The sequence below is a fragment of the Leptolyngbya subtilissima AS-A7 genome, assembly GCF_039962255.1.
In the GTDB taxonomy this organism is placed as follows: domain Bacteria; phylum Cyanobacteriota; class Cyanobacteriia; order Phormidesmidales; family Phormidesmidaceae; genus Nodosilinea.
In genome coordinates, this window is the sequence record NZ_JAMPKY010000014.1 from 63,785 (window position 1) to 78,043 (window position 14,259).

Annotated in this window: 14 protein-coding genes; 2 read left to right on the forward strand and 12 right to left on the reverse strand. The window is 57.2% G+C overall.

Going from position 1 to position 14,259, the window contains the following annotated elements; translation table 11 throughout:
- Positions 1-128: 128 nt before the first annotated feature.
- From NC979_RS24555 to NC979_RS24580, 6 genes are all read right to left on the reverse strand, one after another.
- Positions 129-1,436 carry an HhoA/HhoB/HtrA family serine endopeptidase gene (locus tag NC979_RS24555; RefSeq protein ID WP_242023964.1) on the reverse strand — a complete coding sequence of 436 codons (1,308 nt, stop codon included), beginning with the start codon at positions 1,434-1,436 and terminating at the stop codon, positions 129-131.
- Between the two features lie 302 nt (positions 1,437-1,738).
- Positions 1,739-2,668, reverse strand: coding sequence for a 30S ribosomal protein S6--L-glutamate ligase (gene rimK / locus NC979_RS24560; protein WP_190517925.1), 930 nt, complete (start codon positions 2,666-2,668; stop codon positions 1,739-1,741).
- Positions 2,669-2,682: 14 nt separating this feature from the next.
- Positions 2,683-3,174 carry an ATP-dependent zinc protease family protein gene (locus tag NC979_RS24565; protein WP_190517928.1) on the reverse strand — a complete coding sequence of 164 codons (492 nt, stop codon included), beginning with the start codon at positions 3,172-3,174 and terminating at the stop codon, positions 2,683-2,685.
- 41 nt (positions 3,175-3,215) lie between these two features.
- Entirely contained in the window at positions 3,216-4,964 is a 1,749-nt protein-coding gene (locus NC979_RS24570; protein ID WP_348253815.1) for an alpha/beta hydrolase, read from the reverse strand.
- Between the two features lie 38 nt (positions 4,965-5,002).
- A complete protein-coding gene (locus tag NC979_RS24575) occupies positions 5,003-5,491 on the reverse strand; it encodes a low molecular weight protein-tyrosine-phosphatase (protein ID WP_190517932.1) in 489 nt (162 codons plus the stop codon).
- Positions 5,492-5,509: 18 nt separating this feature from the next.
- A complete protein-coding gene (locus NC979_RS24580; RefSeq protein ID WP_073611026.1) occupies positions 5,510-5,854 on the reverse strand; it encodes a YbaB/EbfC family nucleoid-associated protein in 345 nt (114 codons plus the stop codon).
- Positions 5,855-6,256: 402 nt separating this feature from the next.
- Between NC979_RS24580 and NC979_RS24585 the strand changes: the two genes are divergently transcribed.
- Together NC979_RS24585 and NC979_RS24590 are read left to right on the forward strand one after the other, a co-directional pair.
- On the forward strand, positions 6,257-6,574 hold the full coding sequence (locus tag NC979_RS24585; RefSeq protein ID WP_190517934.1) for a DUF1825 family protein: 318 nt from the start codon (positions 6,257-6,259) through the stop codon (positions 6,572-6,574).
- Positions 6,575-6,759: 185 nt separating this feature from the next.
- The gene (locus NC979_RS24590) at positions 6,760-8,067 is read left to right on the forward strand and encodes an ATP-binding protein (RefSeq protein ID WP_190517936.1); all 1,308 of its coding nucleotides are present in this window, start codon (positions 6,760-6,762) and stop codon (positions 8,065-8,067) included.
- Positions 8,068-8,150: 83 nt separating this feature from the next.
- On the opposite strand, the gene NC979_RS24595 is transcribed toward NC979_RS24590, so the two are convergent.
- From NC979_RS24595 to NC979_RS24620, 6 genes are all read right to left on the reverse strand, one after another.
- Positions 8,151-8,585, reverse strand: a complete 435-nt coding sequence (locus NC979_RS24595) for a VOC family protein (protein ID WP_190517938.1) — start codon at positions 8,583-8,585, stop codon at positions 8,151-8,153.
- Between the two features lie 87 nt (positions 8,586-8,672).
- Positions 8,673-9,089 carry a VOC family protein gene (locus NC979_RS24600; protein ID WP_190517940.1) on the reverse strand — a complete coding sequence of 139 codons (417 nt, stop codon included), beginning with the start codon at positions 9,087-9,089 and terminating at the stop codon, positions 8,673-8,675.
- A gap of 71 nt (positions 9,090-9,160) precedes the next feature.
- A complete protein-coding gene (locus NC979_RS24605) occupies positions 9,161-9,790 on the reverse strand; it encodes an HD domain-containing protein (RefSeq protein ID WP_190517943.1) in 630 nt (209 codons plus the stop codon).
- Between the two features lie 131 nt (positions 9,791-9,921).
- Positions 9,922-10,116, reverse strand: a complete 195-nt coding sequence (locus NC979_RS24610; RefSeq protein WP_190517944.1) for a hypothetical protein — start codon at positions 10,114-10,116, stop codon at positions 9,922-9,924.
- A 355-nt stretch (positions 10,117-10,471) separates the two neighbouring features.
- Positions 10,472-12,160, reverse strand: coding sequence for a bicarbonate transporter BicA (gene bicA / locus NC979_RS24615; RefSeq protein WP_190517947.1), 1,689 nt, complete (start codon positions 12,158-12,160; stop codon positions 10,472-10,474).
- A 232-nt stretch (positions 12,161-12,392) separates the two neighbouring features.
- Positions 12,393-14,231 (reverse strand): PTS fructose-like transporter subunit IIB, encoded by a 1,839-nt coding sequence (locus NC979_RS24620; protein ID WP_190517949.1) that lies wholly within the window; start codon positions 14,229-14,231, stop codon positions 12,393-12,395.
- Positions 14,232-14,259: the final 28 nt, after the last annotated feature.

Sequence of the window (14,259 nt, forward strand, 5' to 3'; positions counted from 1 at the left end):
TATTCCATTACCCAGCAACCCAGCCCCCTAGTCTAATCCCCACCAAAACAGCCCAACAAAAAAGGCGCGGCCGAGGCCACGCCTTGATGCATCGGTTCCATCGTAGCGAGGGGAACCCGGTAGATGCATTAGCGAGTCGGTACGTTGCCAGGACGAACCGTAATGGTCTGCTCGCGGCCGTCACGTCGCAGGGTCAGGGCTAGATCCTGGCCGACGGTCGAGCCCTCCACAGCCTGCTGAACGGCGGCACTTTCCTTGACGGGCTGGCCCTCAACGGCCACGATTACGTCACCTGGACGCAGACCACCTTGGGCTGCTGGGGAGTTGCGCATCACCTGCACAATCAGCACACCTTCCTCTTCCTCTACGGTAAAAGGCCGGTCGGGGCTATTGTTGATATTTTCCTTCACCTCAGGCGACAGATTCGCCATTTGAATGCCGAGGTAGGCATGCTCCACCCGGCCAGTTTCAATCAGCTGGGCGCTGATCCGCTGCACGGTGTTGATGGGAATGGCAAAACCAATCCCCTGCGCCCCCTGAATGATGGCGGTGTTGACGCCAATCACCTCACCGTTGAGGTTAAGCAAGGGACCCCCAGAGTTACCGGGGTTAATGGCGGCATCAGTTTGAATAAACTCAACCCGCTTATCGGGCACGCCCACCTCGCGACTAGAACGACCAGTAGCGCTGATGATCCCAGCAGTGACCGTGCTGTCGAGGCCTAATGGGTTGCCAATGGCGATCGCCCACTCGCCCGTCTGCAGCTGATCCGAGTCGCTGATGGCCACGGTGGGCAAGTCGTTGGCATCAATTTTGATCACGGCGACGTCGGTCACCTGGTCGGCCCCCAGCACCTCGCCAGTAAAGCTACGACCGTCCGTTAGGGTGACCTCTACTTCGTCGGCCCCAGCTACCACGTGGGCGTTGGTGATAATTTGCCCGTCAGCGGAGGTAATAAAACCAGAGCCCACGCCCCGCTGCACCTGCTCTCCTTGGGGCACCTGCATGTTGCCAAAAAACTGCCGGAAGAACGGGTCTTGGAACATCGGCGGCAGGTTGGTTTGCACCGTGCGGGTCGCGTTAATGCGAACAACCGAGGGTTCTACCTGGCGCACAATGTCGGCGATGACGTTAGGGCTGGACACTGAGGGCGCGATCGCCAGACCATTCTGAGCAACGCTGCCCTGGGGCTGGCTCTCTTGAGCTTCCGCCTCAGGGGCGGCCGAATCCCGATCGCCGTTCCAGAAGCCATTGTCCCAAAAGACGTCAGTCGTGGTCGGCTGGCTATTATTCGAAGGCTGCACCAGGGCACTGATAGCCTGGCCACCGGCAGTGGCGATTCCTGCCCCCAACATCACCAGGGCTAACGACTTAACGGTAGGCCGCACACTGCGCCCAGAACCCCGCTCAGAACGCTCAGAACCATCCTTCTCCATTGCTGTTACCTCGTTTATGTGTCGCATGTTTACAACAATAGAGTTATAGTATGGCGCAGCAATGGCGGGTGGGTGGCGAAGCTGTGACACTTTGGCCCATTTGACTGTGACGATTCGGCGCAGGGCATACGAGGTATAGGGCTGAGGGTACAGGGATTAGGGAATGGCTTTACACCAAATCCTGAATGAATACCTCGATTTGTGGGGGCGTAGCATGCTACGCCCCTACGGGTTCCTGATCATGAATCAGGGTTTACCAAATTGAATTTGGTATTACACCTTAAACCTTGCTCTCCGGCCCTCTAGTATTTGATGCCGTCGCGCTCCTTATCCTTCTTGGGCACGTTGGGCACGTTGGGCGCGGCGTTTTTGACCACAAAGTCAATAATCTTGCCCGCCACATCCATGTCGGTAGCCTTTTCGATTCCTTCGAGGCCGGGCGACGAGTTGACCTCCATCACTACAGGGCCATGGTTAGAGCGCAGTAGATCTACCCCCGCCACTCGCAGGCCCATGGCCTTAGCAGCGCGAATAGCGGTGCTGCGTTCTTCGGGGGTGAGACGCACGCGGCTGGCCGACCCACCTCGGTGCAGGTTAGAACGAAACTCCCCCGGTGCCCCCTGGCGCTTCATGGCGGCTACCACCTTGTCGCCGACCACAAAGCAGCGAATATCCATGCCGCCCGCCTCTTTGATGAATTCCTGCACCAGAATGTTGGCGTCGAGGCCACGAAAGGCCTCAATCACAGACTTGGCCGCCTGTTGGGTTTCAGCCAGCACCACGCCAATACCCTGGGTGCCCTCCAGCAGCTTGATCACCAGGGGGGCACCGCCAACAATATCGACCAGGCCATCGATATCTTTGGTGGAGTGGGCAAAGCCGGTCACTGGCAGGCCGATGCCTCGACGGGCCATGATTTGCAGCGACCTGAGCTTGTCGCGCGACCTGGAAATCGCCATGGAGGTGTTGGCCGTAAACACCCCCATAATTTCAAACTGGCGCACCACTGCCGTGCCGTAGAACGTGTTCGACGCTCCGATGCGAGGAATCACCGCATCAATATCGATTAGGGGTTGGCTTTGGTACATCACCTTGGGCTGGTGGGAGGTGATGTTCATGTAGCAGCGCAGGTGGTCAATCACCTGCATTTCGTGGCCACGTTCTTCCCCCGCCTGCTTCAGCCGTCGAGTCGAGTAGAGGGTGGCGTCCCTGGATAAGATCGCAATTTTCATGGCGCTTCTAGGAGTCATCCTTGGGGGTTGTGCTTAGGGGTAGATATCGGCAAATTGATCTGTTCGGGCAGGGGTTGCAGGTACGATCGCCCCGGATCCACCAAGTAGCGACGGCGCACCGCCTGGCGACCCAGCAGCATGCGAAAGCCCATCTCATCTCGGTTGGTCAGCGTTAGCTCAATGGCCCATACCGCGCCGCCCACCTGCACCAGGGTTTCAATCACCGGGCGCAGTTCCTCCTGCCCTCCTGAGTTACGCACCATGCGTTCCTCTAGCAGAGCGGCCTCGGCGGTAACAATATAATCGTCATTGCGCTGGATTGGGTGGGCATTAAAGCGCACCATAGCCCTGCCTGTCCGCTCAAAGCGCTCCACAGCAAAAGCATGGAGAGCAGATGATCGCGCTCCGGTATCAACCTTGGCTTTGATGACCTGAACCCCCAGCGTTGGCAGGGCTATCCACTCTCGCCAACCAATAATTGCAGCCGTTGCAGCACCAGAACGCATACCACCTCTGAGAGCATAACAGGACAGGGGACGGTTTTAGCTTAGGGGCCCCCGGTCTGGGGAAGAGGGGTCAAAGGCTGGTCTGGCATCGGGTTTGGGGAGTCGCTCGCCGGTTCAGGATTGCGATCGGGTAAATTTCGCAGGCTCTCGGGGGTGAGGGTGGCCAGCAGGCTCAGCAGGTAAGGCTCACCGCCGAGAGTCGCTGCAAAGGCTGGGGTTAGAGCGGGCTGAAAACGCTGATCGCCCTCTAGGGTGAGCTTGAAGTAGGCCAATCCCAGCACCTGCATGTAGGACCACACCTGCTCAGGGTTTAGCCCAACGAGCTCAGGCGGAATCGTAAGTGGCTGATCGCTCTGGGCGATATCCCCAATCGTTGAGAAATGGGTGCCTCGGTTGATCAGCAGCAGGTAGCGATCGCGGGCAGTCAGCCAGGTAAACGGCTCAATCTGTTCTGGAAAGGCGGGTGCCACCGTGTCGGCCGTGCCCGCCACCACCATGACGGGCACCTGGATCTGGCCGTAGCCAGTCGGCCCAAACAGGGCACTGCCAATGGGGTTCATGACAAACACCGACTTGACGCGGGGATCGCTCAGACCGTTGCCCGGGTTGCCCAGCCGCGCCGCCTGACACTGCAACAGCAGCGACGGATTGAACGACAGCGTGCTGGGGGGGCAGGCCGTCGCCAGCCCCGCTTCATCAAAGTTTGCCCCGCTCAGCGCCAGGGCCGTATAGCCCCCAAAGGACTGACCAATGACACCAACCCGCTCCAGATCGAGCCGCCTACGAATAGGGGAAGGGCTCTGGTTGAGCCGATCCAACGTGTTGAGGGTCAGCGACACATCCCGAGGCCGACGCAAAAACTCTTCGTCCTGCACCACCGCGTCCGATCGCCCCGCCAGCAGGGCGTAAAGCTGCTGATCGTTGCTGCCGGGGTGCTCCAGGGTCGCTACTGCAATACCCCCGGTGGCTAGATACTCCGCCAGGTAGCTGTAGCTGTTGAGGGTGCCCCCTAGCCCGTGGGAGATCACCACTAGGGGAAACCCTGTTGCCGGCACTCCCTGTCGTCCCGGCAACACCTTGGGTAGGTAGAGCTGCACCGGGCTGGGCAACCCCGGCACCACCACCTGAATGCGATCGACGCTGTACTGACGCTCGCTCTGCACCAGTTGCAGCAGCGCGTTGGCATCGACTGGGTTAGCAGCAGCTTCAGCGCTGGCGATCGCCTGCACCTGATTAAAGGCCGCCTCCGACTGCAAAATCGTCTGGTTGATCTCCTGGGCGATCGCCAGCCCCTCGATCAGGTCAATGCGCATCGCCTCAGTGGGGTAGGTTTTGAGCACGTTGACCAGAGTAAAGCCGCCCTCAGGATCCGCGGCAGCCAAGATCAGCGCCCCGCGCAGGGCCTGCACATTGGCTTGGCGCACGGGGGTTTGCACCACCCGACCAATCTGCTCCAGCAGCAGCACTCCCTGCTCGGTGTAGAGAAACTGGGCCACCGCCACTGGGCTCAGCCCTGCTGGGGTACTCAACACCTCTCGAATTTGGCCGAGCTGCTCATCCGATATCTGGAGCTGTCGTCGATAGGCTTGCAGCTGAGGAGTAAGCTCGCCTGTAGTCGCAAACCGTTCTAGATCAGCGATCGGAATGGAACGCTGCAAAATGCCGAAGGTAACAATCAGGTTTTCGGCAGCAGCGCTCGGCAAGGCCGTCGCCAGTGCCCCTAAAAGCCCTAGAGTCCAAGACAGCCAAAGCCGCCGCCAGGGGCGCGCGGTTTTCATAAAAGAAAGCATGGCAGGGCCTTTGCAGGTCACGGTGCGTAGAGAAGCCGCTAACGGGGAATAGCCACAGGATGTGCTGAAATGTGGTCAAGCAACCCTTCGCAGGCATCTAGCAGGAGATCAATGACGTAGGTAAACCCTTCAGGGCCACCATAGTAGGGGTCAGGAACGTCTTTGTCGGGGTGAGTGCGGCAAAAATCACACATCAGTCGCACTCGATCGCGATATTGGCCAGCGGGGTCGAGGGCCAATATATCGCGATAATTTTGGCGATCCATCGCCAAAATGTAGTCAAAGCGGTCAAAGTCAACGATGCCAAACTGGCGAGCGCGCCCCACCAGATCAATGCCGTAGGCTTTAGCAGCCTGGGCCATGCGGCGATCGGGGGCACTGCCCACGTGGTAGCTAGCGGTGCCCGCCGAGTCACACACCACCCGATCGCCCAGCTGTCGCTGCTCAATCAGGTGATTCATAATGTTTTCTGCCGAGGGCGACCTACAGATGTTGCCCAGGCACACGAATAAAAGGCGCGTTGTCATAGCACTGGCAACCGAGCCTTACAGACCGGGTAGGTTGAGGCCGCCGGTGAGCACCTCCATGCGATCGCGCATGGTGGCCGTCGATTTTTCGTAGGCGTCTTTCATGGCGGTGGCCACCAGGTCAGAGAGCACCTCAGCCCCTTCGTTGAGAGCTTCGGGGGCAATGGTGACGCCCTTGGGCTCCTGGTTACCGCTCATGGTGACCTTGACCAGGCCACCGCCCGATTCTCCTTGGATCTCCATTTGTTCCAGCTCTTCTTGCAGCTGCTTGGCCCCTTCTTGAATCTGCTGGGCTTTTTTGAAGGCCTCGGTGAGTTCCTTCATCTTGCCTAACCCAAACCCAAATCCTTGACCTTGTGACATGGAGTTTCTCTCGAACGTACAGCGCGCTGGTGGCGTGAATTCTGTGGTTGCCAATCAGCTATTAGATTCTAGCGCCCAGCGGCAAAATCTTAGAGTTTCAGAGTATTTCGTCTAAAAAAACCTCCCATTGAGAGACGTAGGCTCAGCCCATTGAGTTAACGGTGGCGAAACTGCGAATAGGGATAAGGGGCGTCAGTTTGATTAGAGTGCTTCTGATCCCATTTAGATACCAGCCGATGTCTTAGGTTGCCCGGCTAACGCAATGTCAGCTGGAACACTTCAAGTAGGGTTATCTACCCTTGGCCGGGGGTTGAGCTAAACCTTAGGCTTTATAAATAGAGATACATTCGGTTGCCCGCGAGTGTGTCGCAAGTTGCTCACGCTAGGGCTAAGCGTAGAACCATGGGATTTTTTGACTCAGAGATTGTTCAGCAAGAAGCTATGCAGCTGTTTCAGGACTATCAGTCGCTGGTGCAGCTAGGGAGTGGCTACGGCAAGTTCGATCGCGAGGGCAAGAAGATGTACATTGCCCAGATGGAAGCCATGATGGAGCGCTACCACATCTTCATGAAGCGCTTTGAGCTTTCCGAAGACTTTCAGGCCCAAATGACGGTCGAACAGCTCAAGACGCAGCTAGGCCAGTTTGGCATGACCCCTGACATGATGTTTCAGCAAATGCATCAGACCTTAGAGCGCATGAAAGCTGAGATTGGGACATAGGCCAAGCTAAGCCCGACTTTGTTAGAAGAGAGAATTAGAGCATCTGGCGCCGTTACGCCGGTATGACAAGCCGCTTTGGCCTCGCGCAACCTGTCCGAAAGCCATATCCTGAGGAGAGCTGGAGTTTAGAGTTCTTCGTCAGGTGAACTTTTCCAGGAAAATCATCTACGCAAAGCACGGTTAGAATGCGCGATCGCACCCCAGAGTTAGCCACCGTTCAGAGTAAGGTGCAGCAATACAGCCAGCTTATCGATGGGCTACTGCTTTACCGCTCGGTGTTTGATCCCCCCGTGGGAGCTACCTTTCTGGCGCTGCTAACGGCTCTAGAATCAGGAGATGCGGCCCTCAGCCTGCGCACCTACAGCGCTTGGTTTCAAGCGCTGGCCACCAGCGAGGCCAGTTGGAGCAGCTACCTGCTGCGGCAAATTGCCTACGCCGAAAATCCCTTTACGCTACAATCCCAGCGCACCGATTTTGCCCAACTGCCCACCGCTTTGGTGGAAGCCGCCCGCCGCGATTTGAGCACCCTTCAGGCGCTTTATCAGCTCGGCGGCGACACCATGGCGGGGTGGGTACAGGCGATCGCTCAAATTCCCCAAGCCCCCGTAGCCTGGGCCATAGATGAGACCATTCCACCGTCGCTGACGCTCTCCCCAGACGCTTCCTGGGCCGACGCCGTAGAACTCTTAGCCAGTCATTATCGCCGCCACGGCGCAGGGTTGCTGGCCCAGTACCGCGCCTTTACCTGGCACCAAGGTCAGCTCTGCGGCATTGCCAACCCCGACTCTATTCGCCTAGGAAACCTCACCGCCTACGACCACCCGCGACAGCAGCTAGTGCAGAACACCCTGGCGCTGCTGAAGGGCTACCCAGCACTCAACGTGCTGCTCTACGGCAGTCGCGGCGTGGGCAAGTCATCCTTGGTTAAAGCCCTGGTGAATGAGTACGCTGACCAAGGGCTGCGACTAGTGGAGGTGGCCAAGGCCGATTTGCAAGCCCTGCCGCAAATTGTGGGCGAGGTGCGATCGCGTCCCCAAAAATTCATCATTTTCGTCGATGACCTCTCCTTTGAGGACGACGACGACACGTTTAAGGCGCTCAAGGTAGTGCTGGAGGGCAGTACCACCGCCCGCCCTGCCAATGTGGTGGTCTATGCCACCTCCAACCGTCGCCACCTGGTGCGCGAATTCTTTAGCGATCGCCCCCGCCCCAAGGACCAAGACGAAGTGCAGTCGTGGGATACGATGCAAGAAAAGCTCTCCTTTAGCGATCGCTTTGGCCTCACCCTCACTTTTGAACCCGCCGACCAGCCCACCTATCTAGCCATCGTCTATCACCTGGCCCAGCAGGCCAACATTTCTCTCACCCAGGAAGACCTCACCGCCCGCGCCCTCCAGTGGGCCACCCGCCACAACGGGCGATCGGGCCGTACAGCACGGCAGTTTATCGACTGGCTCACCGCAGATCTGAGTTTGACTGAGCGGTCGTCCTAAAACTCCATTCGACTTGCTTTATTAGAGTGGTGAATAGGTTAGGTTCTGCCAACGCTTCGCCCATCTACCCATCTACCCCCTCCTCAACTCGGGGCAGGCACTCCATAGAGTTCTTCAATCAGCGCTAGATCCCAGTAAGAGGCTTCAATCTTGTGGCCGTCGGGATCGCGCACAAAGCAGCCGTAGTAGGGCTCGCCGTAGTCAGGGCGGGGGCCAGGGGGGCCATCGTCTTGGGCTCCAGCGGCGATCGCCGCTTCGTAGAAAGCATGCACCACTTCTTTTGTGGGGGCAACGAACCCGATGTGGGTGCCGTTGCCCACGGTGGCGGTCTGGTTGTCGTGGGGTACCCCAACCCAAAACTCAGGATAGATCTTGCCGTAAGCGATCGCCCCAGGGTGCTCCATAATTCGCTTGCAGCCCAGGGTAGGCAAGACGCGATCGTAAAAGGCCACGGCCTTTTCAAAATCGTTGGTGCCTAGAGAAATGTGGGACAGAATGCTTGGGTTATCGGTTGCCATAGGAAAACCTCAGAGTTCTGCGGGAGCAAGTCACCATAATAGTTCAGATATACTAATCTCTTTGCAGAGTTAATTAACGTTGAAGGTTTAGTCGGGGCAGCGATCGCAAATCGCGTCGTACCCCTGCCCCTCAAACTGAATAATGCAAAAGCCATTGCCAAAGGGATCGGCCATGAGCGCAATTTTTCCCCAGGCATTTTGCTGAATGGGCGACTCCTGCACTGCTCCTGCTTCAACGGCTCGGTTTGTTATCGCCTCGATGTTCTCTACAACAAAATCTAAATGCACGGGGGTCCAGTGGCGATCAAATTGGCGCCGTTCAGTGGTCTGCGGCGACGTCTGAGAACCCGCTTCTTTTTGCAGCAGAAAAATGCTCGATGGTCCGCCCACTAGCTCAACGATAGTGTTCCCCAAGCGGCGACTGGGCTTTAGACCAAAGGTATAGCCATAAAATTTTTCTGCAGCGGCCAGATCGTTAACATCTATATTGATCAAAACATCCATAGCTGAATAACTCACGCATCAACAAGTGCATTGCGTAGCCAATGAATCCTGGGATCGGACAACCCCAAAAATTAGCCGGAGCCTTTCCTCAAAACAGCTAACGACCGATGCAGGTTGCGCTGAGCCTGGTGTTCTAACCGTTCCCGAAAAAAATCAGTGGTGAAGATCGAAGGTCGATTCAGCAAACTCTGGAGAATCTCAGTCCGCTTTTGACAAAATAAATGCTCAGGCACCCAGGCGTACTCCTGCCGAATTTGAACCTCGTACTGCGCAAAGCGATCCACCTTCGCCCCCAAAATAGCCAGGTCAATATCCACAACGAAGCCCGTGTCTACTGTGCTTGGTACAGCATCGTGTTTTGTGGCCAGAACCAAGTCATGAATGGATCGTTGGAGCAAATCTCCACCGCCTACGCTATCGATCGCCTGCGTTGCAAGATCAGCACTTCGCGCTTCGTTGTCGGCCCTACGCGTATCGTAGACGGCGTCGTGGAACCAGAGAGCAAGCTCTACCGCTGCTGGATCTTGGACCAAATTGCCAGCCCGATCGCACCAGTCCAGGCATTCGCTTAAGTGTTGCAGGGTATGGTAAGATCGCTGGGGTTCGGTGTAGCGATCGCACAAATCACACAGCACCTGCGGTGCGGGTGTAGGCAAATATAGCTTGCGCCAGAGGGCAGACCAACGAGTCAGTAGATTCACAGTTCTCAGCAGACCTAAGCTCAGCTTAGCTCAGCCGCCTATCCTATCCCTCAAAACGTAAAAGGGGGCGATCGCGCTAGCTGCGATCGCCCCCGGCGCTTTAGCCAGGATCAAGCCTCAAAGGCTCAGCTTTAGCGCTTTTCAGTACCCTGGTTGGGCGCACCCTCTGGACCAGTCGCGCTGGTGCCGCTTTCGGGCTTGGCATTTTCCCCTGCATCGGTGGCTTCGTACATGCCGGTATGACGCTGGCTTTCATCAATGGGGGTGTTATACCCATCGCTGGACTCAGGAGCTTGAGTCTTTTGATCGTTTTCAGTATTAGCCATAGTGGCGTTCTCCCAATGAAGTTATGTATGCATAATAGTCAGCCCAGGCCCTAAATCTGATCTCCCCAAAGATAGGGGTAAGGTAACTCCACAGAGAGAGATCAACCGGGGATCAGCCGCTTTTAGACGCTTTGAACTCATTGAAAAGCGTTGTGTGCAAAGCATTTGAGCCCTAAGCAAACCTTGATTCGAATAATAAAAAAGCGTGACGATCCACGACCCCAGCGCCACTTTAAAAGCAACCAAATATTCAAACTAGAGGTATGGCAATACCTTTAGCGAAGTAAAAAAACTTCTAGCTTCTAGATCCGTTGCTCAAAGTGCAGTTCCAGCCATGCAGCGCTTAGGTACGTTACTACGAAGGCATCACCGTCCGGGTCGGCACAAATTCTCCCCTGTCGATCGCACCCAGCAGCGCCAGGGATAATTTGAGTGCTTCAGTGCGAGTGTCAACTCGGTGAGCGGCGGGCACGGCTTGGAGCGCCCCGAGTTTTTGCAATCGGCTCAGAGTTTTGCCTTGCGCCCCCACTAGAAATACTGACCGTCCAGCGTATTGAGCATTCTGAATGGCGCTTTCCAGGGCCAAAGCCGCCGTCACCCCTAGGTGAGGCACATCTTGTAAGTCGAGAATGAGCACATCGTGGTTGGCCATGGCCATCTGCTCATGGGAAATGGCCCGCGCCACGCCAAAAATCATTGGGCCGCTGAGGTGAAACACTAGAATTCTTCCCTTAGCCTGGTCCATCAGCTCCTGCTCTTCAGGGGTCATGGCCAGGTCATCGTCAAAGTCAGTGATAGTCCTCACATCAGACTGAAGCTTGCTGAGGCGATCGATGGTGAGAATATTGGCGATGAACACACCTACCCCCACCGCCACAATCAAATCTACAAATACCGTGAGAAACATCACGCCATACATAATGGCCGTCCCTTTCCACGAGACCCGGTGGGCTCGCTTTAGAAAGCTCCAGTCCAAAATGTCGAAGCCAACTTTTACTGCGATCGCCGCCAGCACCACCAATGGAATCATTTTGGTCAAGGGCGCGGCCCACAGCACTACCACCAGCAAAATGCCCGCGCGCACTAGGCCCGACAGCGCCGTTTTGCCCCCAGCTTGAATGTTCACCACAGTGCCCATGGTGGCCCCAGCCCCAGGCATGCCACCTAAAAAGCCCGACACCATGTTGCCAATGCCCTGGCCCATCAGCTCTTTGTTGGAGTCATGCTGGGTACGGGTAATGCTGTCGGCAATCATGGCTGTCAACAGGGTGTCGATACAGCCCAGCATGCCGAGCGCCAGACCATTCACCAAAATGGTTTGCACCTGACTGGGCTGAACGGTAGGCCACCGCAGGCTCGGCAGCGCGGTAGGAAGTTCGCCAATCAGCCGCAGCCCAGCATTGGGAAATAGCACCAGAGCTAGCAGCGTGCCACCGACCAGGACCAATAGTTGAGGTGGCACCCAGCGCTTAGACCGCTTGGGCATCAGAAACAGCACCGCCAGGGCAAATACCCCCAGCGCCACCTCCGCCGGGTTGAGGGCGCTCACCATCGTAGGCAGGCTAGCCAAGGTAGTAATCACGCCGCCCTTGGGGGTGGCATGGCCCAACAACGGCCCTAGTTGCAAAATAATGAGAAGAATGCCAATCCCCGACATAAAGCCAGAGATGACGGTGTAGGGCATGATCGTGATGTAGCGGCCTAGCTTGAGAAAACCAAACAGAATTTGGAACGCCCCGGCCAGTATCACTACGGTAAAGGCCATAGCCATGCCGTTTTCGGGGTCAGCGGCCATTAGCTGGGCAATGACAGCGGTAAATACCACGGTCACTGGCCCAGTGGGCTCTGAAATTAGCGTCGGCGTGCCCCCAAATAGCGCCGCAAAGAAGCCCACAATCACGGCTCCGTAGAGCCCCGAGGCCGCCCCTGCCCCCGAAGCCACCCCGAAGGCCAGGGCCAGGGGTAGGGCAATCACCGCAGCGGTGACGCCGCCAAAGATATCTCCTCGCACATTGTGGAAGTGAATGTGATTGGTGATGCTCATCGCCAGCCCCTATTCCTTATTGAGTTTGGCTAAATGATATTTTTTATCATCAATAAAAGTCTATAGAAAGAACTGCATCATCTCTATTTCAAAAAGTTTCATCCCGCCCGCTCTGCTTTTGCTTATCTTCTTAACAAAGCATGACTAGATTTATGGGCTACAGCAAGAGCCAGGGAATCGACGGGTGGTTGCTGCGTCGATTCCCTGGCATCCATTTTGATTGGGCTGTAGTCTAAGCCTCAACCACCGCCACTTTTTTGCGGGGGAAGAAGTGCTTGAGCTGCACAGTCGCTAGGGCAGTGACCAAGGTGCCGGCGGCGATCGCCACAATATACAGCCCCACATGCTCCACTGCGTTGGGTATTGCCAGCACAAAAATACCGCCGTGGGGGGCCCGCAGGGTGCAGCCAAAGACCATCGACAGGGCTCCAGTCACCGCCGACCCGGCAACGCAGGCGGGCAAAATCCGCAGCGGATCGTTGGCCGCAAAGGGAATAGCCCCTTCAGTAATAAAGGAAATACCCAACACCGAGGCCACTTTTCCGGCCTCCTGCTCCGCCTGGTTGAAGTGCTTTTTAGAGACAAAGGTGGCCAGAGCCAAGCCCAGGGGCGGGGTCATTCCGGCGGCCATCACTGCGGCCATCGGCGCGTAAAGGTTGCTAGCTAGTAGGCCCACCGCAAAGGTGTAGGCGGCTTTGTTTACCGGACCGCCCATATCTACCGCCATCATCGCGCCTAGAATTAGGCCTAGCAGCAAAGCGTTAGTGCCGGTTAGCCCTTCGAGGTAGGTAGTCATACCCTCCATGATGAACCGCACCGGGCCACCAAAGACGTAGACCAGCAGCAGCCCCACCACCAGCGTCGCCAGCAGAGGGATCACCAACACCGGCTTGAGCCCCTCGAAGTTAGCGGGCAGGTTCACCTTGTCGCGCACAAACTTGGCGACGTAACCGGCGAGAAAGCCCGAGAGAATGCCGCCGAGAAAACCCATACCCAGGTTGGCGGCCAGCATACCGCCGATCAGGCCAGGGGCAATACCGGGGCGATCAGCAATGGAAAAGGCAATAAAGCCCGACAGCACCGGCACAATTAGCGAAAAGGCGGCGCCGCCGCCAATCTGCATCAGCGCATCGCCAAAGGTGCCTTCAGCAGGATCAATCCCAAACACAAAGGACAGGGCGATGATCAAGCCGCCGGCTACAATCACCGGCAGCATGTAGCTCACCCCCGTCAGCAGGTGCTTGTAGGGGCCAGAGCGGCTTTCGGAACGCTCGGCCTTAGCCCGGTTCACCTCATCCACATAGCTGCCCGAGCCGCCATGGCCACCGCCGCCAGCCACCGGCGCATCCATCGCTGCGGTTACGACGTTTGCCCCATTGTGAATCGCCGCTTTAGTCGAGGTTTCGTACAGACGCTTACCGCCAAAGCGCGATAGATCGACGTGGGTATCAGCGGCAATAATCACCGCCTCAGCACGGGCGATTTCGTCATCGGTGAGGGCATTTTGCGACCCAACGGAACCCTGGGTTTCAACCTTAATGTCGTGGCCCAGCTTGAGGGCTCCCTGTTTCAGAGCTTCGGCGGCCATAAAGGTGTGAGCGATGCCCGTGGGGCAGGAGGTAATGCCCACGAAGAATTTGCTGGCCGGGGCGGCTACTGGGGTGGCTACGGCTCCCGTCTCGACTTCCCTGTCAACCGTGGGCAATTCCCCTGGCAGCGGGTCGTGGGGGTGGGGCGTGGTCCTAATCGCCCCCAGGCTGGGAATCTGCCCCACTAGGGCCACAGCGCTCTGGACCACCATTTCGGTGTTGCGAATGGCTTCGCTGGTGGAGACGGCGTAGACGGGTTTGCCAGCGAAGCGATCGCGCTCCACCGCTCCATCGGCCCCCACAATCACCACATCGGCTTGCTGAATGTCATCGGGGCCGAGGGCCGTGACGACAGCGCCACCCTGGGCCTCGGTCACAATCTCGTGGCCCATTGCTTGAGCGGTGCGCTTGAGGGCCTCTGCCGCCATCTGGGTATGGGCCTCGCCAGCGGTGCTAGCGGTAACGGCAACAATTTTTGTCATAGGTTTCCTACTGGTCTGTGAATACCTG

Coding starts and splice junctions, on each gene's coding strand:
- NC979_RS24555 (WP_242023964.1), bottom strand. CDS start 1,436: ATGGAGAAGGATGGTTCTGAGCGTTCTGAGCGGGGTTCTGGGCGCAGT.
- rimK (WP_190517925.1), bottom strand. CDS start 2,668: ATGAAAATTGCGATCTTATCCAGGGACGCCACCCTCTACTCGACTCGA.
- NC979_RS24565 (WP_190517928.1), bottom strand. CDS start 3,174: ATGCGTTCTGGTGCTGCAACGGCTGCAATTATTGGTTGGCGAGAGTGG.
- NC979_RS24570 (WP_348253815.1), bottom strand. CDS start 4,964: ATGCTTTCTTTTATGAAAACCGCGCGCCCCTGGCGGCGGCTTTGGCTG.
- NC979_RS24575 (WP_190517932.1), bottom strand. CDS start 5,491: ATGACAACGCGCCTTTTATTCGTGTGCCTGGGCAACATCTGTAGGTCG.
- NC979_RS24580 (WP_073611026.1), bottom strand. CDS start 5,854: ATGTCACAAGGTCAAGGATTTGGGTTTGGGTTAGGCAAGATGAAGGAA.
- NC979_RS24585 (WP_190517934.1), top strand. CDS start 6,257: ATGGGATTTTTTGACTCAGAGATTGTTCAGCAAGAAGCTATGCAGCTG.
- NC979_RS24590 (WP_190517936.1), top strand. CDS start 6,760: ATGCGCGATCGCACCCCAGAGTTAGCCACCGTTCAGAGTAAGGTGCAG.
- NC979_RS24595 (WP_190517938.1), bottom strand. CDS start 8,585: ATGGCAACCGATAACCCAAGCATTCTGTCCCACATTTCTCTAGGCACC.
- NC979_RS24600 (WP_190517940.1), bottom strand. CDS start 9,089: ATGGATGTTTTGATCAATATAGATGTTAACGATCTGGCCGCTGCAGAA.
- NC979_RS24610 (WP_190517944.1), bottom strand. CDS start 10,116: ATGGCTAATACTGAAAACGATCAAAAGACTCAAGCTCCTGAGTCCAGC.
- bicA (WP_190517947.1), bottom strand. CDS start 12,160: ATGAGCATCACCAATCACATTCACTTCCACAATGTGCGAGGAGATATC.
- NC979_RS24620 (WP_190517949.1), bottom strand. CDS start 14,231: ATGACAAAAATTGTTGCCGTTACCGCTAGCACCGCTGGCGAGGCCCAT.